The organism is Bacillus sp. JJ722, assembly GCF_036963345.1.
Classification (GTDB): Bacteria; Bacillota; Bacilli; order Bacillales; family DSM-1321; genus Bacillus_AD.
Window position 1 is genome coordinate 1 of sequence record NZ_JBALMO010000172.1, and the last position, 18,347, is coordinate 18,347.

Here is an 18,347-nt window from a genome sequence, read left to right on the forward strand (position 1 = left end):
AGTCGTTATAAAAAAGGAGAAATAGATGCCAAAACTAGGAATGAAAGAGATTCGTAAAGATCAAGTTATCGCAGCCACTATGAGATGTATTATTAATAAAGGACTTTCTAAAATGTCTGTAAAGGATATTGCAGCCGAAGCAGGTGTTAGTACTGGGATTATCTATCATTATTTTAAGAATAAAGATGATGTTCTTCTACAGGTTTTGAAAGAATCATTTCGGAAGTCTGATGAACAAGTGATTCAGACTGTAGCACCATTAACAACTTCTAGAGAAAAATTATCTAACCATATTAGTAGTATTAATCATATGTCTAGTCACAACCCTGAATTTATCATAGTTTTAATGAATTATCTTGGGGAAGCAACTTATAATCCACATATTCATCAAATAATAAATAAATTTTTTAATAATCTTCAATCGTATATGAGGGATTATTTAAGTGATGAGTTATCTGACGACAATAATATTCAGAATATTCCTGTTATATTGTATGCACTTGGGTTAGGTTTAGGCGTAATGAGGACACTTAACAGCGAAGCATACAATCTTGAAGAGATAGATTTAACTGTTAAAAAAATAATAACTAGCTATCTTTCTATAGGGTCAGAGCGCAAATAGAATATTTATTTACCCTTTGATAAGAAACATATGAGGGGGTAGATCACTATTATTAAAGCAGCAAATTACATGAGTTTTTCATTTTAATGAATGCGCTTTATAAATAATTAGTTCTCCTTTTATTTATAATGAACATTCAATTAAAAAAGGAGGTGAGAATTGTAATTTGTATTTAAACTTTAAAATAAACCACATAAGGAGATGACTCCCATGAAAGTATTATTTGAAAAGAAAGACAATATTTGTATTATCACTATAAATAGACCTGATGTGAAAAATGCAATTGATCGAGAAACGGCCAGTCAGCTTTCGAATGCATTTCGAAGATTTGAACAAGATAATGAGTTATATGTTGCTGTATTATGTGGAGATTCAGGTTCCTTTTGTGCTGGAGCAGATTTGAAGCAAATTGCAAATAACAATTTAAATCGGATGGAAACAGATATGTCTATGGATGGTCCATTAGGTCCAACTAGAATGCATTTGTCTAAACCTGTTATTGCAGCTATACAAGGATACGCAGTAGCTGGAGGTTTGGAATTAGCATTATGGTGTGATCTTCGAGTGATGGAATCAGATGCTATATTTGGCGTGTTCTGCCGACGTTTTGGTGTTCCATTAGTGGATGGCGGTACCCAAAGATTACCGCGTCTCATCGGAATGAGTAGAGCTTTAGATTTAATTTTAACTGGTCGCTCAGTGGATGCAAAGGAAGCGCTTGAAATAGGTTTAACGAACAGAGTAGTTGAACCTGGTATGGCAATAGAAGAAGCTGTAAAGCTAGCAAAACAAATAGCAGCATTCCCGCAGCATTGTTTGCGTAGTGATCGAGAAGCTGTTTATCGAGGATTTAACTTAGAATTTGACAATGGAATGCAATTAGAGTTTTTACTTGGAAACAACGTTGTGAATAGTGGTGTAACGCACAAAGGCGCTAAGGAATTTTCGGATGGAAAAGGAAGGAATGGAAAATTTTAATTTTGGGGAAGGAAACGGAAGCAAAAGGAATATTTCTAACATCAGAGTTTGTTGAACACATTTCAGCTTTTAAAAAATTTGTCCCTTCACTTCGCTATTTTTATTTAATTAATGGACAGGTGAATAAATCTTGGCTGATTGATATGGCTGAATACTGCAAAGTAGCTTCTGAGGATGAACCATCCGTTATCCTTAGTGAAAGTGATTTATTGGCTATTCATTAAACATCAGGTACAACTGGTAAATTGAAAGCATCTGTTCATACCCAAGCAACGAAAGCAGCAATCAGTTCGAATATTTCAACTTCGCTAGATATATATGAGTATGATATTATGCTACATGCAGCTCCACTTACTCATGCATCTGGCACATTAATCCTTCCACATTGGCATAGTGGTGCAACAAATGCCATATTATCTAAATTTGATCCAGAGACTTATCTTAAGGTCATTCATCATGAAAAACCCACAACATTAAATCTCGTACCCGCAATGATTATCATGCTTTTATCACAACCGACTGTAAGAAATTATTCATTTGAATCTGTAAGAAATATTATTTATGGTGCTTCCCCAATGCCAAGAGAGGCATTGAAACGTGGATTGGCGCTATGTGCTGTATTACAAGTCAATGGTGGAATTTATATATAAATGAAGTGACCATTTACATTGAAATAGGGTTTATAAATAAAGGAGGAATTGATAATGTCAACTTTCAGCCAAGTATTAGTGAAGCAATCAGAAAGAATGGGTAATCAAGTCGCTTTTGTTTTTGAACGCAATAATACTACTTATTATGAACTCAATGAAAAGGTTAGCCGTCTGTCTTCTAGTCTATCAACTAAAGGATTAGGCAAAGGATCACATATTGCTTTATTGATTGGTAATACACCAGACTATATTTATTCATTATATGCTTGCTGGAGGATTGGAGCTGTTGTCATACCGATTAATCCAGCTTATACATCATCAGAAATCAGCTATATTTTAAAGAATGCGAAAGTTGACGCCATATTATATACCTCACAGTTAAAGAAAATGATAGAAAGTATTATCTTAGAAATTAATGATCGTATTGATTTAATTTCTACAGATTGTGACGAATTTAATCAGTATATAATGGAAGGCGATCTACATTTTAAAGAAGCAAAAATGGATCAAGATGATACAGCCGTTATCCTCTACACATCAGGTACTACCGGTAAACCAAAAGGAGCCATGCTTTCTCATAGAAACTTATATAGTAACGCGGTAGCTACAGGTAGAGCGCTCGAAATTTCAGATAAAGATAGCATTATTGGTGTTATGCCTATGTTTCATATTTTTGCAATGACGGTTTGTCTGAATATGCCTATTATTTGTGGCGCTAAGCTTATTCTAATGAGACAGTTTAGTCCAAAGGAGTTTATTTCAAATATAAATGAGCATAATGTGACATTTTTTGGTGGTGTCCCAACAATGTATAACTTTATTCATCATTATCTTCAAGAAACGAAAGAGGATTTTTCGAGTGTGACACATTGTGCTTCTGGTGGAGCATCTTTACCAGTATCGGTTTTAGAAGATTTTGAGAAAAGTTACCAAACTATTATCCAGGAGGGATACGGATTATCTGAGGGAGCGGGAGTTGTTACTCTAAATCCGCGCAGAGGACAAATAAAACCTGGAACGGTAGGCCTTCCAATTGAAGATATTTTAGTCAACGTTGTAAACGATGCGGGTGAAGAAGTGTCGATTGGTGAAATTGGTGAACTTATATGTAAAGGACCTAATGTATTTAAAGGTTATTTTGAAATGCCTGAAGCGACATCATTAGCCTTGAAAGATAATTGGCTATTTACTGGTGATTTGGCTGTTAAAGATGAAGATGGATACATCCGAATTGTTGACCGAAAGAAAGATTTAATAATTGTCGGTGGTTTTAACGTATATCCTAGAGAAATTGAAGAAGTTCTTTTTCAACATGAGAATATTATTGAAGCTGGTGTTATTAGTGAACCTGATGAAAAATATGGAGAAAGAATTGTAGCCTTCGTCGTGTCAAAAAGCTCCATGCAGCAACAAGAAGTGTTAGATTACTGTAAGTTACACTTATCAAAGTACAAGTTACCCTCCAAAGTAATATTTTTAAAAGAATTACCGAAAACAGCCAGTGGTAAAATTCTTCGACGAGCATTACAAAATCATGCAAACAGTGATGTTTAAGAAGGTGGAATTAGTGATGAAAGATGCGCTAATTGTTGAAGCAGTTCGTACCCCTATTGGTAAACGTAATGGATTACAAACTATGTGCGAAGGATTAGGGATGGCAAATGCATTAATAATTGAGAGGCTTGATTCAATGTATTTGAAAGGAAGTTGACCGTTGATGTCGAACGACTTGTTGATATGAAGAAAAATGAATTACCTACAAATATTAGAAAGGCAATCTTAACATTTAGTGGATGATGTAAAGCTATAAGATTAATAGTCATTTAAAGACAACAGTTACATACAATTTTATGTATGTAACTGTTGCTGGTCAATTTTATACGAAAAGAAATTACGAAAAAATAACTATATTAGAAGGAATTTACACAAAATTGTCGAAATAAACGGTGAACATACCAACCGGTTAGTTAATAGGATTGCTGTAGCTTTATACAAAAAAGGGAGGAGTTTAAATGGTAAATCAATTGAAAGATACAAAGCCAGTAAGAGAAGATGAAGAATTAAATGTTGAAGTCTTAGAACAATTTTTACGTAGAAATATTGAAGAGTTGCCGGCTGAAAGATTAGTAGTTGAACAGTTTGGAGCAGGTCATTCAAATTTAACATACTGTTTAAAAATCGGTGATTGGGAGGCGGTTCTACGAAGACCACCATTAGGTCCGGTCGCTCCTAAGGCACATGATATGGAGAGGGAATTCGGAATTTTAAGTGAATTGAATCCTGTATTTCCGCTTGCACCAAAGCCATATTTGTTTAGTGATGATCTTTCATTAGTGGGTAGTCCTTTTTTCATAATGGAAAGAAAGAAGGGGATAGTTTTAGATACTTCATTTCCTGACAGTATACACCCCACTCCTGAATTAGGCAGAGCAATTTCAGAGACGATGGTTGATCAACTGGTCAATCTCCATACTATTGATTATAAGAATACAAAACTAGTGGAAATGAGTCGACCGGAGGGGTTTTTAGAACGTCAAGTACATGGATGGATTTCAAGATATGTACGAGCTAAAACAGATGATATAAAAGGAATTGATGACCTTAAACAATGGCTAATAAATCATATACCATTGTCACTTGAACCGACGATTATTCATTATGATTACAAGTTAAATAACGCGATGTTTTCAAATGATTTAAGTGAAATAATAGGGCTTTTCGATTGGGAAATGTCAACCGTGGGTGATCCCCTAACTGATGTGGCAGCTGCGATGAGTTATTGGATGCAACCAGATGACTTAGATGAATTAAAGACTGCATTTGGAGCTCCACCAGTAACTGTATTAGATGGATTTTACACAAGAAATGAGTTCATTGAAAGGTATGCAAAGAAAAGTGGTAGGGATGTATCCTCAATTAATTATTACTTAACATTTGCATACTTTAAACTAGCTGTCATTGGTCAACAAATCTATTATCGATATAAAAAAGGGCAAACCAATGATCCAAGGTTTGCACATTTATCAGTTACTGTAAATAGCATGATTCAACAAGCGATAAGTCTGTCGAGATAAATGAATCTGCGGGGGCCATCACAAAAGGTAACAGTAAGAAGGCCGGGATAATCTTCAAAAAGGAGAAGGTATTTTTGACAAAAATTCATTTGTTACTGAAGAAAGAAGAGATTGATATTAGCAAAATAAATGACGATAAAATTGTTGTTGTTTTTGATGTTTTGCTTGCAACTTCTACAATTGTATCAGCGCTTCATTTTGGTGCAAAAGAAGTAATACCAGTGCTCGATGGAACACATGCAAGAAAGCAAGCAGAAGGAAGACATGTGGATGATTACGCGTTGGTTGGTGAATATGAAGGTCGGACTATTGAAGGTTTTATTGATCCGAACCCATTACTTTTAAAGGAGCGTCTACAGAATAAGACGATGATTCTTTTTACGACGAACGGAACTGTAGCTATTCATAAATGTTCCAAAGCAAAAAAGGTCTATATTTGTTCATTACTAAATGGAAAGGCCATTGCTGAACGAATTCATAAGCAACATGAAGATGAAACCATTTTGATTGTATGCTCGGGTTCATCGGGAGAGTTTTGCTTAGAGGATTTAGTAGGTGCGGGGTATTTTTTAGATGTTCTTCTATCAAACAATCAATATAACTGGGAGTTGACCGATTCTGCGTTAGCAGCATTATATTTTTATAGAAATGGTAGAAATCAAATAAGTCACATGTTACTTTCCTCTAGAGTCGGTAAGATGCTACAGAAATATGAATATGAAGATGCATTACAATTCGTTTCAAATAGAGGAACGATCCCTATCGTTGCTTCTTTAACGAAAGAAGGCACAATTGTAGCTGAAGAGCTTTACATGAAATAAATGCAATCAATACGTTATAAGATTAAAAAATATGATTAGAGGAAGTGTACTGTATGAATTTTGACTATTCTGAAAAAATACGAAGGCTGCAAAAACAACTAAATGTGTTTATGGAAGAGTTTATTTTTCCTAATGAAAAATTATATGAAGAGCAACTAGATCCAACCGATCGATTTGCCCATGTTCCGCCTATAATGGAAGAGTTAAAGGAGAAAGCAAAAGAGCGTGGATTATGGAATTTGTTTTTACCTGAAAGCGATTATGGAGCAGGTTTAAATAATATTGAATACGCTCCGCTTTGTGAAATAATGGGCCAATCTTTAATTGCGCCAGAGGTGTTCAATTGTAATGCACCTGATACAGGTAATATGGAAGTTCTAGTTCGTTACGGTTCCGAAGAGCAGAAAGAACAATGGTTAAATCCATTATTAGAAGGCACTATTCGTTCTTGTTTCTCAATGACGGAGCCGGATGTTGCTTCTTCTGATGCAACTAATATTAAAACAAGTATTGTTCGAGATGGAGATGAATATGTCATTAACGGAACAAAATGGTGGTCATCTGGAGCGGGTGATCCACGCTGTAAAATTGCGATTGTAATGGGCAAAAATGATCCAGCAGCTCCTACATACGAACAACAATCAATGATTCTTGTTCCCCTCGATACTCCCGGAGTAACGATAAGTAGAATGCTCCCTGTTTTCGGCTACGATCATGCGCCTCATGGTCATGGAGAAATCATCTATGATAATGTGCGTGTCCCTGCATCGAACATGCTTTGGGGTGAAGGAAAAGGCTTTGCGATTGCGCAAGGAAGATTAGGACCTGGTCGCATACATCATTGTATGAGAACAATTGGAGCAGCTGAAAGAGCACTTAAAGAACTATGTATTCGTGTACAAAGTCGAACAGCTTTTGGTAAGAAACTTGCTCAACAAGGTGTTGTTCAAGATTGGATTGCTCAAGCAAGAATCGATATTGAGCAAGCCCGTTTATTAACATTGAAAGCTGCTTATATGATGGACACTGTCGGAAATAAAGAAGCGAAGGCTGAAATTGCTATGATTAAAGTAGTAGCTCCAAATATGGCATTGCAAGTGTTGGATCGTGCTATCCAGGCTTTCGGTGCTGCGGGCGTAAGTGAAGACTTCTCATTAGCATCTAGCTGGGCGAATATTCGTACACTTCGCTTAGCTGATGGACCGGATGAAGTTCACCGAAGAGCAATTGCTAAGTATGAGCTCAAAAAGTATCACTGAGAAGGAGATATGATGATGAACATGTTACAATTATTTGATTTAACAGGAAAAGTTGCGATTGTCACAGGTGGTGGCCGAGGGCTTGGTAAACAAATTGCAGAAGGTTTTGCTGAAGCAGGTGCTAACGTAGTAGTTTGTTCGCGTAATGAAGAGGCTTGTCAAGAAGTATCCCAAGCACTAATGGATTTAGGAGTAGAATCATTTGCAATGAAATGTGATATCACGAATCCAGAAGACGTGAATAAATTAGTAGAAGCTACGGTCGAAAAATTTGGTCGAATTGATATTTTGGTCAATAACAGCGGTGCTACATGGGGCGCTCAAACTGAAGAAATGCCGCTAGATGCTTGGCAAAAAGTAATGAATGTAAATACGACAGGAACCTTTCTAATGTCTCAAGCAGTGGGTAAAGTAATGCTTGAGCACTCATCAGGGAAAATTATAAACATTGCTTCTATTGCAGGTTTAAAAGGGACCGATCCAACTACGTTAAACGCAATCGGATATAGTGCTAGTAAAGGGGCTGTTATCACGTTCACGAAGGATTTAGCTGTTAAATGGGGGCCTCGTGGAATTCACGTAAATGCTATAGCGCCAGGTTTCTTCCCTACAAAAATGTCGAAAGATGTTATTGCGCAAGGAAGTGATCGTTTACTACAAAATACCCCATTAAAACGTTTTGGTGATGATAAGGATTTAAAAGGAGCTGCTGTTTTTTTAGCTTCTACCGCTTCTGATTATGTAACAGGTGCTATTATCGTAGTTGATGGCGGAAGTAGTGCGATGTAAATTAGATTAACAATTTCAAAAAATAGCGTGGGTTCTCTTTTCTATCAAATCACGCTATTTTTGTGTTGATAGGATAAAAATATTCCTGTTTTTTAACGTATCACTAGGATCAAGTCGACTTATTTGTATTTATAGAATGAACAGTCTATAATAATGTTTATATTGTTTTTACGTATGGGGGTATTTTAATGAAAGTTGAAATATGGTCAGATTTTGCATGCCCATTTTGTTTCATAGGTAAGCGCCGTTTTGAACAAGGTTTACAAAAATTTGCTCATAAAGATCAAGTAGAAGTGGTGTTCAAAAGCTATCAGCTTGATCCACATTCACCAAAAGAAGTAGATAAAAATATATACACTTATTTATCAGAAAAACAAGGTGTATCATACGAGCAAGCAAAAGGGTTTACACAGCAAGTTGCTCAACAAGCTAAAGATTTAGGATTAGATTATCATTTTGATTCAATGATACTAACGAATACATTTGCGGCTCATAGGCTTAGTCACTTTGCGAAGCAACAAGGAAAAATGTATGAGATGATGGAAAGAATATTTATAGCATACTTTACAGAGTCATTAAACATTAGTGATTATGATGTACTTACGAAACTTGCACAAGAAGTAGGGCTTGATGAAGAAGAAGTGAAAACTATTTTGTCAGATGGTACGTATACTGAAGATATTCATACTGATCAAAATCAAGCAGCACAAATCGGAGTGCGTGGTGTTCCGTTTTTCGTATTCAATCAAAAATACGCTGTATCAGGTGCCCAAGCTGGTGAAACTTTCTTAGAAGTGTTAGAGAAAGTTTGGGAAGAAGAAAAAGGACAACAGCCGATACAAGTGTTGAATGAAAAAGAAGACGGAACAAAAAGCGACAATTGTGGCGATGGTGCTTGCAACATATAAATCTAAGCTAGATGAAAGTTTATTGAACTTTCATCTAGTTCTAGTTTTAAAACATTATTTTATTAAACGGGACTGCATATTTACATAATGAATAAGAAAGAGCTGTTTCAGAAGTCGGTATTGACTATGAGCAGCTCTTTCTTTTTGCCTGTACATACTTTTGTTAATCCAATAAAAAACAGACATATGTCTTGAAAAAAGACACTCCTTTGTCAAGCTAAATGAAAAACAATGTAAGCTACTCGTAATTCTTATTAAGATCAATTGGCATAAAAAATGCATATTAAATCTAGTGGAGACATTATGTATATAGAGAGGGGGCACTTTCAATGTTAAACCATTTAAAAATTCTTGATTTCACAACTTTACTTCCTGGTCCATATGCAACTATGATGTTTGCTGATTTTGGAGCGGAGATTATTCGAGTTGAATCGCCAACTAGACCGGATTTAACACGAAGCTTGTTTTCTGAACATGGGGAAGATTCACCTGTTCATGACTACTTAAATCGCTCGAAGCAAGCGATAGCACTTGATTTAAAGCAACAAGAAGCGATTGGAAGTATTAAGAAACTAGTGGATACTTGTGATATTATCATCGAACAGTTTCGACCTGGTGTGATGGATCGATTAGGTCTTGGCTACGAAGATTTAAAGAGTATCAAACCGGACCTCATTTATTGTTCGATTACCGGTTACGGTCAAACAGGTTCTTATCGCCATAAGCCCGGTCATGATAATAATTATTTAGCTTTAGCAGGTATTGCTAGTTATTCAGGTACGAAGAAAGATGGAGCGATTTTATCTGGGGTTCAAATTGCTGACGTAGCAGGTGGTTCTTTACATAGTGTGATTGCCATTTTAATGGCTGTTATTCATCGGGATCGAACAGGTGAAGGACAATGGATTGATATTAGTATGACAGATTGTAGTTTAGCATTAAATGCTTTTGCTGGGCCTGCTTATTTAAATAAAGGTAAAGAAATGGAATATGAAAGTTTTATACTAAACGGTGGTTCGTTTTATGGATATTATGTGACGAAAGATGGACGTTATTTCTCAGTAGGAAGTTTAGAGCCACCATTCAAGAAGCAATTATGTGAAGCTATTAATCAACCAGAATTATTTTCTTTAAGTCTGAGCGAAAATAGAGAAGATGTTGAAATGTTCAAACAAGCCGTTGAACAAGCGTTCTTAACAAAAACATTTGCTGAATGGCAAGAGATCTTTTCAAAGTTTGATGCATGTGTTGAACCTGTATTGTCGATTGGAGAAGCGTGTAGTCATCCTCTGTTTGCTGAACGAAACATGATTGTTGATGTTCCAACAGAAGATGGTGATTATATTAAACAGTTAGCAACTCCTATAAAATCGTCAGCTTATACACCACAATATAAATTCACAGGGGCAAAATTAGGTCAGCATACAATTGAAATTTTAGAAAAATTGGAATCCGCAAAACATTAAATTTCTATTAAAGGGGAATGAATGATGAAAATCGAAGAAACTATTGCATTAGTAACGGGTGGAGCATCAGGTTTGGGAGAAGCAACTGTTCGTAATATTGTAGCAAACGGAGGAAAAGCTGCTATTCTAGATTTATCTGAAGAACGAGGAGCAAGTTTGGTAGAAGAACTGGGACAAGGTAAAACTATTTTTGTGAAAACGGATGTTACCAATGAAGAAAGTGTACAAGCTGCAATTGCAAGCACGATTAACACTTTTGGTTCTATAAATGCACTGGTAAATTGTGCGGGAATTGGGGATGCTAAACGAACAGTATCAAAGAAAGGTGCACATGACCTAGCAACATTTACAAAAGTTCTTACAGTAAATTTAATTGGAACATTTAATATGATCCGTCTTGCAGCTGAACAAATGATAAAGAATGAGCCAAATGAATTTCAAGAAAGAGGCGTAATTGTTAACACAGCATCAGTAGCCGCATTCGATGGTCAAATTGGTCAAGCAGCATATAGTGCTTCAAAAGGTGGAGTAGTAGGTATGACACTCCCAATAGCTAGAGATTTAGCACAGTTTGGTGTTCGAGTAATGACGATTGCACCAGGTATGTTTAACACACCAATGTTTGCATCTCTACCAGAAGAATCAAGAGCAGCTTTAGGTGCAGCTGTTCCATTCCCTTCACGATTAGGAGATCCAAGTGAATATGGAATGTTAGTAAATACTATTATTCAAAATCCGATGTTAAATGGTGAAACGATTCGTCTAGATGGTGCGATCCGTATGCAACCAAAGTGATGTACTAAGAAAAAAGCCAACGCCTTATTTTTACATAAGTGTTGGCTTTTCCCCTCATATATTCTCTTCTTCTTTATAAAAATCCATATCGTCTTTAATATCTTTCATTTTACAATCTAAGAAATGAACCATTTCTGCTGCGGCTTTTAGTTCAGATGTTAATTTATTTGGAACTTCATTTTGAAATTTGTAATAGATTTTATGTTCTAGACTAGCCCAGAAATCCATTGCGATTGTGCGAATTTGGATTTCTACAGGAACGATTTCAGTGCGATCTGTCAAGAAAACAGGGATGGTAACTATTAAGTGTAAACTTTTGTATCCATTCGGTTTAGGGTTCGCAATATAATCTTTTACTCTCACAANNATATCTGAGATGAAGGAACATGTTACTCGAATACCAGCAATATCGAATAGATTCGCTTCAATTGTCTCAAAGGATGGTTCCAATCCTTTTCGTTCAAGCTTACTTTTAATACTCTTTGGTTTTTTTATACGTGATTTAATATGTTCTATTGGGTTATGGTCATGTAATATTTGAAATTCTTCATTTAATATTTTTAGTTTCGTATTCATTTCATCTAAAGCAAATCTATACTTCATCATGAAAGAAGACCATTCTTTAATGTTTGTCGTTGATAGTGTCTCCATTTATCGTTCTCCTAATCAGAGTAGTAAAACATTTGACCGACTGGTCACTAATATATTGTAATACTTTTATAGGTTATTAATCAAAAGAAATTACTGTAAAATCTAATTTTCAGAATTTATCGTTTTATCGTACGTTTCAAATAGGTTAAACTAGACTATATAATTGAACGAATTAATAAAGTAGTAGCTTTAGGAAAAATAGAATATAAATACTTTAATTAATGTGCAAAATAGGGGGACGTTTAAATGAGAATAGGCATTGCGCAATTATCTTCAAGTTTAGATAAACAAGCTAATTTAAAGAAAGCACAGAAATATATTGAATCAGCAAAGAAAAAAGGTGTGGACATAGTTGTTTTGCCAGAAATGTATATGGCGTTGATTATTCCTGGATCTGGCGTTTTGCCTGTTGATGTAGCTGAACCATTAAATGGCCCATTTGTCGAAGGTTTGAAGGAGGCAGCTCGTAAAAACAATATTTATGTTGTTTGTGGTGTGTTTGAAACGAAAGAAAATGCTGAATTACGCGCTTATAATACAACCGTATTTATCGATAGAACAGGAAAAATCATTCAAGCATATCGTAAAACACATTTATATGATGCTTTTAATTATGTTGAATCAGATACGATTGTTGCAGGTGAAAACCCTTACCAAGTTGTAGATACAGAATTCGGTAAGATCGGTGTAATGGTTTGCTATGAATTAAGGTTCCCTGAAATTGCAAGACAGTTGGCACTTCAAGGAGCAGATATGTTTATTATTCCAGCTGGATGGGTGAAAGGTCCAATGAAAGAAGAACATTGGCAAGTTTTATTGAAAGCTCGAGCAATTGAAAACACAGTATTCATTGTAGCTTCAAATCAAGTTGATAATATTTATACAGGTAGAAGCATGGTTCTAGATCCAATGGGTGTAGTATTAGCAAATGCTGGAGAAGAAGAAGCATTAGTCATGACAGATATCGATCATGAAAGAATTGCAAGAGTTAGAGGGAAACTACCGAGTGTAAAAGACCGACGACCAAAGTTTTACGCGATAAAATAAAAAACTTACGGAGCACCTAACATTTAGTGGGTGCTTCGTAAGTTTTTATGGTTCACTTGTGAAGAGATACGATGTGATCGAGTCAATTGTAGAAGTAATATACCACTTATTAGGATAAATCCACAAATCATCAAAATAACACCACTCCAACCAGCAAAGCTTAAGAACAATCCTCCTGACCAACCGATTACGCTAGAACCTGCGTAATAGAAGAATAAATATAATGAAGATGAATAACTTCTAGATTTTAAAGAAGCAATAGAGCTTACCCAACCACTAGCAACTGTGTGACCAGCGAAGAAACCAAATGCAAATATTGCAATTCCACTAATCATAAAGAATAAATTTCCTACAAGTGTCATAAATGCCCCTGTAGTGACAAGTACAATTGCCCAAATCAACAATGTTTGACGAGAGTAGCGTTCTGTTAATTTACCGAAAATAAATGAACTCCATGAACCAACTAATTGTAATATGAACAGAAAACCAATCAATGTATGATTTAAATTATATGGCTCTGCTGATAAAGGAAAACCAATATAATTAAATAATGCAACATAAATGCCTAGAAAGATAAACCCAATTCCATATAAATAAAGAAGTTTATAGTTTCGTATACTGGTTGTTATTCCTTTTGACCAATGCGAAAATGATACATTTACCTTTTTAAAATTTTTCGATTCAGGTAAGTAAATCCAAAACAATAAACTACATATTAAACTGAAAATACTTAAGATAAGTAGGGCAATATTCCAAGAAAAATGATCTGTTAAAGTACCAACTATTAATCTACCCACAAAGCCTCCAACAGCTGAGCCACCAATATATACCCCCATAGCTCTGCCAATGTTCATTGGTGCAATTTCTTCACTTAAATAAGTCATGGCGATTGCTGGGAAACCAGCTAATGTAATACCTTCTAATACCCTTAAGAAAAGTAAAATTTCATATGTTGGACTGAATGCAGATAACAAACTTAATAAGGATGTTAGTAATAGCGACAAGCCCATGATTTTTTTACGTCCCCAAGCATTCGAAAATACTGAAACAACTAGCATAGTAAATGCCATCATTATAGTAGCAAATGAAATGGTGAAACTTGATGTAGATGGCGAGATATTAAATTCATTTGAAAATGTACTGATTAATGTCTGTGGACTATAAAGTATTGCAAATGTAACTAAACTCCCAAGCAGCATACTCACTAATATTTGCTTATATGATTTACTACCGGCCTCTGTGTAACTCAAGAAGAACCTCTCCTTCAAATGACTTCATTAATACTGTATACATAGAGTTTACTCCTTGAAGTATTATAACGTCCAATGTATTATAATTATATAAACGATACCTTTTGGTTATGAATCGGGAGGGATGAGCACGATGGAATGGCAACAGCTTGAATATTTTCGCGTAGTTGCGAAGACGGAACATTTTACAAAAGCAGCTGAAATCCTATCTATTTCTCAGCCAGCGTTGACTCGATCAATTACTAAAATGGAACAAGAACTTGGGATAGCACTATTTGATCGAGTTGGTAGGACTGTGAAATTAAATAAGTATGGAAAGCTTTTTCTAAAACGAGTAGAAAAAGGATTATTGGAAATTTCCACTGGGATTGAGGAAATACATCAATTACAAAACCCATTTACAGGTACAGTTTCGTTTTCTTTTTTATTAACTTTAGGCATATATATTGTACCCCAAATAATTAGTCGTTTTAATGAGGAATATCCGGATGTTGAGTTAGAGATTCATCAGAGTTCTACTATGGTTAGTATCCATCAATTATTGGACGGTGAAATTGATTATTGTCTAGTTGGGCCAATAGAACCTGATCCAAACATAGTTTGGCATCTATTGTTTCAGGAAGAATTATTTGCCTATGTCCCGGCGAACCATCGCTTAGCAGAAAAAACATCTATTACACTTGATGATTTAGCAAACGATCATTTTATTGGTTTTAAAAAAGGAATGGGGATGCGCGAAACGACCGAGAGTTTCTGTCAACAAGCAGGATTTTCGCCAAAGATTAAATTCGAAGGGGAAGATGTATCAACATTAGCGGGTCTTGTTTCCTCAGGATTAGGAGTAACCATTATTCCTGCATTTAGCGGCATAAGTTCAGATAAAATTAAGAAATTATCGATTTCAAATCCATATTGTCAAAGACAAATTGGTATTGCTTGGATGAAAGGTAAAGCGTATTCTCCGACAGCACAGCTTTTTCGAAACTACATAATTGAAATGTTTCAATCAGACTAAGAACGTAAGTTGGGTAAATTACATAGTATGTAGAAAATTCATCTTTGATGGGAGGGGCGATTGTGAAAAATATAAACAATGATGTTCGATATGATGATATTTGGATGATGTCACAAATGAAAAACAGATTTGAAGAGAAGTATGTGACGATACCAATAAAAGCGGAAATGCTTCTGCATCTTTTCAGGAAACAAAAGATAGAGGGTATTTCAAATCTTGATGTTGTAATTAATAATACATCAGTAGTGGTGAGTGGAATGGCCAAAAAAGTATTTGATATTGCTTTTTATGTTGAAATCATTCCGATACGAGCAGAAGGTCGTAATTTATATTTTGAAATTATCAACATGAAACCGATCAATCAAGGATGGATTAAAAAGAAAGTTTTTAACACAATCCCTACAGTATCTTTTATCAAAGGTTTGGTATGTCTAAATGTAAATGAAATCGACAAAGTAAAAGCTATACCATTTGGCACGATTCAAAAGATGGAAGTGAAAGCGAATACATTATATGTTGGTATTGGGACATAGCGCTTTTATTATTTTGTAAAAGCTTATTTAGTTATAAAAATTTGTTTTTTAAATATAGAAATGTATACTATTAATTCAATGAACATGTACAATAATTACTGTGCATGTTTTTGTTTTTGTTAAAATGTGAATAATCAATGCTATAGTAACCATATAACGTGTTAATTATAGATTAAACTTTGCAAAATAAGAAAATGGGGAGCAGACAAATAAAAATATGAAACTAGTATCATGGAATGTAAACGGTATTCGTGCATGTATAAAAAAAGGTTTTATGGATTATTTCAAAAGTGTGGATGCTGATATATTTTGCATTCAAGAATCTAAATTACAAGAAGGGCAGATCCAGTTAAAATTGGATAATTATTATCAATATTGGAATTACGCGGAGAAGAAAGGTTATTCTGGTACGGCTATTTTTACTAAAAGAGAACCTATTTCTGTTTCATATGGACTGGGATCAAACGATTCTGAGCCCGAAGGTAGAGTAATTACATTAGAATTTGAGAATTTTTACTTCATAACAATGTATACTCCTAATTCGAAAAGAGATTTATCAAGATTGGATTACAGATTAGATTGGGAAGAAGAAGTTCGAACATATTTAAATGAACTAGATAAAGTAAAGCCAGTAATCTTCTGTGGAGATTTAAATGTTGCACATCAAGAAATAGATTTGAAAAATGCAAAGTCTAATCGAGGAAACTCTGGTTTTACTGATCAAGAAAGAAATAAAATGACACTGTTGTTAGAATCCGGATTTGTAGACAGCTTTAGATATCTTTATCCAGATAAAGAAAATGCCTATACTTGGTGGTCATATATGCGTATGGTTAGAGAACGAAATATTGGTTGGAGAATTGATTATTTTATCATCTCAAATCGATTAACCGATGTATTGAAAGATTCACAAATACATGCCGAAATAATGGGGAGCGATCATTGTCCTGTTTGCTTAGAAATCGAATTGTAAAAAGTATATACTACTAATAATAATTGAAGTAACCGTAGGAGGATTAATATGTTAAAAAAACAAATGGAACGATATCTTGAAGAATTATTAAACGAACAAAAAAATGACTCAAAACAAATTGGATTATTTAAAGAGGAAAAAGAATATATGGAAAGACATCAGTTATTTGATAATGGGAATGTAACGTACATAGAAAATGATCCTTCATCACGCTTTTCAGATGTTTATATCGAAGTTTGTGATAAAGAAACGGAAGAATTACTTACGGAGGAGGATGCTACGTTTTTAAATGAATCATTAAGTTATTTAATGAAGCACAAGAATCAGTTTATTTATTTGGAAAGTGATTACTTTGATATCATTGGTGTTGATGCAATTTCGTTAGAGGTTGATGATGTGTTCGGAACATATGATGTTATGTTAGGCTTAAAACTTCAAAAGAAATATGAGCCTTTGATTAAGTCTTATTTATCGAATACATTACAGGGTGATTCTGCGAAATTTGATTTGATGTTTAGTCAAGCTGATGGATTGTGGGATCTGAATTTTACACTTAACTATGTGAATGGATTTAAAGAAGAGATGACTCTTCAGGAAGCTTATCAATTAATTTATAGCTTTATATTCGCTCTTTGTGAAGCGATTGAAGCTGCATAAGAATGAATAAAAAAGCTCAGTCAATAGGTTGTTGAATACACCTATGACTGAGCTTTTTTTAATGCATTTTCGTTTAGAGGCAATATTATATACGAATTTGAGACATTGTATTTATAACTTCTTTAATTTCGGTTAATTTTTCAATAAACCAATTAACCATTTCTTCTTGTTGATTGGTTAAAGGTAGAAATGTGACTATTGGTATTTCAAACCAAGCGATTACTAGTCCATCATCATCATAGTAGTCAAATGAGCTAGTTTTGGAACGAACAATTTCTAGTAAGGCATACCCGATTGGATGATCTTCTTGGCAGTATAAGCTTGCAAATAGAGTGGGTGCTTGATTTTCCTCCGCACTATCAAAATCAAATCCAAACATTACTTCAGCGTCATTATCATCACCTAGAATTTCTGTTGTTAGAACAGCATAGCGATTATTTTGCGGAATTTGCTTTAGCTTTTCATAATCGTATTGATAAGGTTGACCGAAGTAGTTTGTAAATGTAGGTTTAACTAGATCTAGAATGCTATCCATCTTTGAAAGTGTTTCTGAAATGCCAGTTAATACGATCATATCTTCAATTTTGAAATCAGAAGTTGCTCCCATAATCTCACTCCTAGAATTTGTCATAATACTTACTAGTGTAACAGAAATGGATATGTGAATATATACCTGTATTTTATAATTTTTAGCCTGTGAATCTCATTTCAAAAAAATATAATTTTTTGAAATGAGATTCTATTTAAGAAATGATATAATTGTGTATAATAAAAATCATGTTCTAAATTAACAATAGATTTTTAAAAACTAAAAATAAAATATTAATATAAATAATTGAAAGAAATTCGTAAAGATTTG

At 34.5% G+C, this 18,347-nt stretch carries 20 protein-coding genes and 1 pseudogene; 18 read left to right on the forward strand and 3 right to left on the reverse strand.

Features of this window, described 5'->3' with window-relative positions:
- Window positions 1-25: 25 nt before the first annotated feature.
- The 13 genes and pseudogenes from V7014_RS19305 (at window position 26) to V7014_RS19365 (ending at window position 11,362) form a co-directional block, all read left to right on the forward strand.
- Window positions 26-622, forward strand: coding sequence for a TetR/AcrR family transcriptional regulator (locus V7014_RS19305; RefSeq protein WP_335509375.1), 597 nt, complete (start codon window positions 26-28; stop codon window positions 620-622).
- Window positions 623-832: 210 nt separating this feature from the next.
- Window positions 833-1,600: a crotonase/enoyl-CoA hydratase family protein gene (locus tag V7014_RS19310; protein ID WP_335509377.1), complete on the forward strand. Its 768-nt coding sequence runs from the start codon at window positions 833-835 to the stop codon at window positions 1,598-1,600.
- A gap of 2 nt (window positions 1,601-1,602) precedes the next feature.
- The gene (locus tag V7014_RS19315; RefSeq protein WP_335509380.1) at window positions 1,603-1,824 is read left to right on the forward strand and encodes a hypothetical protein; all 222 of its coding nucleotides are present in this window, start codon (window positions 1,603-1,605) and stop codon (window positions 1,822-1,824) included.
- A 12-nt stretch (window positions 1,825-1,836) separates the two neighbouring features.
- Window positions 1,837-2,250: pseudogene (locus V7014_RS19320) on the forward strand (AMP-binding protein); the annotation flags it as partial.
- A gap of 54 nt (window positions 2,251-2,304) precedes the next feature.
- On the forward strand, window positions 2,305-3,804 hold the full coding sequence (locus V7014_RS19325) for a long-chain-fatty-acid--CoA ligase (protein ID WP_335509382.1): 1,500 nt from the start codon (window positions 2,305-2,307) through the stop codon (window positions 3,802-3,804).
- Between the two features lie 16 nt (window positions 3,805-3,820).
- The gene (locus tag V7014_RS19330) at window positions 3,821-3,961 is read left to right on the forward strand and encodes a hypothetical protein (RefSeq protein WP_335509411.1); all 141 of its coding nucleotides are present in this window, start codon (window positions 3,821-3,823) and stop codon (window positions 3,959-3,961) included.
- A 301-nt stretch (window positions 3,962-4,262) separates the two neighbouring features.
- Window positions 4,263-5,324: a phosphotransferase family protein gene (locus V7014_RS19335; protein ID WP_335509383.1), complete on the forward strand. Its 1,062-nt coding sequence runs from the start codon at window positions 4,263-4,265 to the stop codon at window positions 5,322-5,324.
- Between the two features lie 74 nt (window positions 5,325-5,398).
- On the forward strand, window positions 5,399-6,145 hold the full coding sequence (locus V7014_RS19340; RefSeq protein ID WP_335509385.1) for a 2-phosphosulfolactate phosphatase: 747 nt from the start codon (window positions 5,399-5,401) through the stop codon (window positions 6,143-6,145).
- Window positions 6,146-6,198: 53 nt separating this feature from the next.
- Window positions 6,199-7,404, forward strand: a complete 1,206-nt coding sequence (locus V7014_RS19345; RefSeq protein ID WP_335509388.1) for an acyl-CoA dehydrogenase family protein — start codon at window positions 6,199-6,201, stop codon at window positions 7,402-7,404.
- A gap of 15 nt (window positions 7,405-7,419) precedes the next feature.
- The gene (locus V7014_RS19350; protein WP_335509390.1) at window positions 7,420-8,193 is read left to right on the forward strand and encodes an SDR family oxidoreductase; all 774 of its coding nucleotides are present in this window, start codon (window positions 7,420-7,422) and stop codon (window positions 8,191-8,193) included.
- A gap of 188 nt (window positions 8,194-8,381) precedes the next feature.
- A complete protein-coding gene (locus tag V7014_RS19355; protein WP_335509392.1) occupies window positions 8,382-9,101 on the forward strand; it encodes a DsbA family oxidoreductase in 720 nt (239 codons plus the stop codon).
- 329 nt (window positions 9,102-9,430) lie between these two features.
- Entirely contained in the window at window positions 9,431-10,567 is a 1,137-nt protein-coding gene (locus V7014_RS19360; RefSeq protein WP_335509394.1) for a CaiB/BaiF CoA transferase family protein, read from the forward strand.
- Between the two features lie 24 nt (window positions 10,568-10,591).
- Window positions 10,592-11,362 (forward strand): 3-hydroxyacyl-CoA dehydrogenase, encoded by a 771-nt coding sequence (locus tag V7014_RS19365; protein WP_335509395.1) that lies wholly within the window; start codon window positions 10,592-10,594, stop codon window positions 11,360-11,362.
- Between the two features lie 54 nt (window positions 11,363-11,416).
- Here the strand turns inward: V7014_RS19365 and V7014_RS19370 are convergent, their stop codons facing one another.
- Window positions 11,417-12,013 carry a GTP pyrophosphokinase gene (locus V7014_RS19370; protein ID WP_335509397.1) on the reverse strand — a complete coding sequence of 199 codons (597 nt, stop codon included), beginning with the start codon at window positions 12,011-12,013 and terminating at the stop codon, window positions 11,417-11,419.
- Window positions 12,014-12,259: 246 nt separating this feature from the next.
- Here V7014_RS19370 and V7014_RS19375 point away from each other — a divergent pair, with 246 nt between their 5' ends.
- Window positions 12,260-13,060 carry a carbon-nitrogen hydrolase family protein gene (locus V7014_RS19375; RefSeq protein ID WP_335509399.1) on the forward strand — a complete coding sequence of 267 codons (801 nt, stop codon included), beginning with the start codon at window positions 12,260-12,262 and terminating at the stop codon, window positions 13,058-13,060.
- A 23-nt stretch (window positions 13,061-13,083) separates the two neighbouring features.
- On the opposite strand, the gene V7014_RS19380 is transcribed toward V7014_RS19375, so the two are convergent.
- Entirely contained in the window at window positions 13,084-14,310 is a 1,227-nt protein-coding gene (locus tag V7014_RS19380; RefSeq protein ID WP_335509401.1) for an MFS transporter, read from the reverse strand.
- A gap of 133 nt (window positions 14,311-14,443) precedes the next feature.
- On the opposite strand from V7014_RS19380, the gene V7014_RS19385 reads away from it, so the two are divergent.
- The 4 genes from V7014_RS19385 to V7014_RS19400 all read left to right on the forward strand — a co-directional run bounded on the left by V7014_RS19385 (window position 14,444) and on the right by V7014_RS19400 (window position 17,488).
- Window positions 14,444-15,325 (forward strand): LysR family transcriptional regulator, encoded by an 882-nt coding sequence (locus tag V7014_RS19385; protein ID WP_335509403.1) that lies wholly within the window; start codon window positions 14,444-14,446, stop codon window positions 15,323-15,325.
- Window positions 15,326-15,387: 62 nt separating this feature from the next.
- Window positions 15,388-15,858: a hypothetical protein gene (locus V7014_RS19390; RefSeq protein WP_335509406.1), complete on the forward strand. Its 471-nt coding sequence runs from the start codon at window positions 15,388-15,390 to the stop codon at window positions 15,856-15,858.
- Between the two features lie 217 nt (window positions 15,859-16,075).
- Window positions 16,076-16,831 carry an exodeoxyribonuclease III gene (locus V7014_RS19395; RefSeq protein WP_335509408.1) on the forward strand — a complete coding sequence of 252 codons (756 nt, stop codon included), beginning with the start codon at window positions 16,076-16,078 and terminating at the stop codon, window positions 16,829-16,831.
- A 48-nt stretch (window positions 16,832-16,879) separates the two neighbouring features.
- A complete protein-coding gene (locus V7014_RS19400; protein ID WP_335509409.1) occupies window positions 16,880-17,488 on the forward strand; it encodes a branched-chain amino acid aminotransferase in 609 nt (202 codons plus the stop codon).
- Between the two features lie 85 nt (window positions 17,489-17,573).
- Here the strand turns inward: V7014_RS19400 and V7014_RS19405 are convergent, their stop codons facing one another.
- Window positions 17,574-18,095, reverse strand: a complete 522-nt coding sequence (locus V7014_RS19405; protein ID WP_335509410.1) for a hypothetical protein — start codon at window positions 18,093-18,095, stop codon at window positions 17,574-17,576.
- Window positions 18,096-18,347 lie beyond the last annotated feature (252 nt).

Coding starts and splice junctions, on each gene's coding strand:
- V7014_RS19305 (WP_335509375.1), top strand. CDS start 26: ATGCCAAAACTAGGAATGAAAGAGATTCGTAAAGATCAAGTTATCGCA.
- V7014_RS19310 (WP_335509377.1), top strand. CDS start 833: ATGAAAGTATTATTTGAAAAGAAAGACAATATTTGTATTATCACTATA.
- V7014_RS19325 (WP_335509382.1), top strand. CDS start 2,305: ATGTCAACTTTCAGCCAAGTATTAGTGAAGCAATCAGAAAGAATGGGT.
- V7014_RS19330 (WP_335509411.1), top strand. CDS start 3,821: ATGAAAGATGCGCTAATTGTTGAAGCAGTTCGTACCCCTATTGGTAAA.
- V7014_RS19335 (WP_335509383.1), top strand. CDS start 4,263: ATGGTAAATCAATTGAAAGATACAAAGCCAGTAAGAGAAGATGAAGAA.
- V7014_RS19345 (WP_335509388.1), top strand. CDS start 6,199: ATGAATTTTGACTATTCTGAAAAAATACGAAGGCTGCAAAAACAACTA.
- V7014_RS19350 (WP_335509390.1), top strand. CDS start 7,420: ATGAACATGTTACAATTATTTGATTTAACAGGAAAAGTTGCGATTGTC.
- V7014_RS19355 (WP_335509392.1), top strand. CDS start 8,382: ATGAAAGTTGAAATATGGTCAGATTTTGCATGCCCATTTTGTTTCATA.
- V7014_RS19360 (WP_335509394.1), top strand. CDS start 9,431: ATGTTAAACCATTTAAAAATTCTTGATTTCACAACTTTACTTCCTGGT.
- V7014_RS19365 (WP_335509395.1), top strand. CDS start 10,592: ATGAAAATCGAAGAAACTATTGCATTAGTAACGGGTGGAGCATCAGGT.
- V7014_RS19375 (WP_335509399.1), top strand. CDS start 12,260: ATGAGAATAGGCATTGCGCAATTATCTTCAAGTTTAGATAAACAAGCT.
- V7014_RS19385 (WP_335509403.1), top strand. CDS start 14,444: ATGGAATGGCAACAGCTTGAATATTTTCGCGTAGTTGCGAAGACGGAA.
- V7014_RS19395 (WP_335509408.1), top strand. CDS start 16,076: ATGAAACTAGTATCATGGAATGTAAACGGTATTCGTGCATGTATAAAA.
- V7014_RS19400 (WP_335509409.1), top strand. CDS start 16,880: ATGTTAAAAAAACAAATGGAACGATATCTTGAAGAATTATTAAACGAA.
- V7014_RS19405 (WP_335509410.1), bottom strand. CDS start 18,095: ATGGGAGCAACTTCTGATTTCAAAATTGAAGATATGATCGTATTAACT.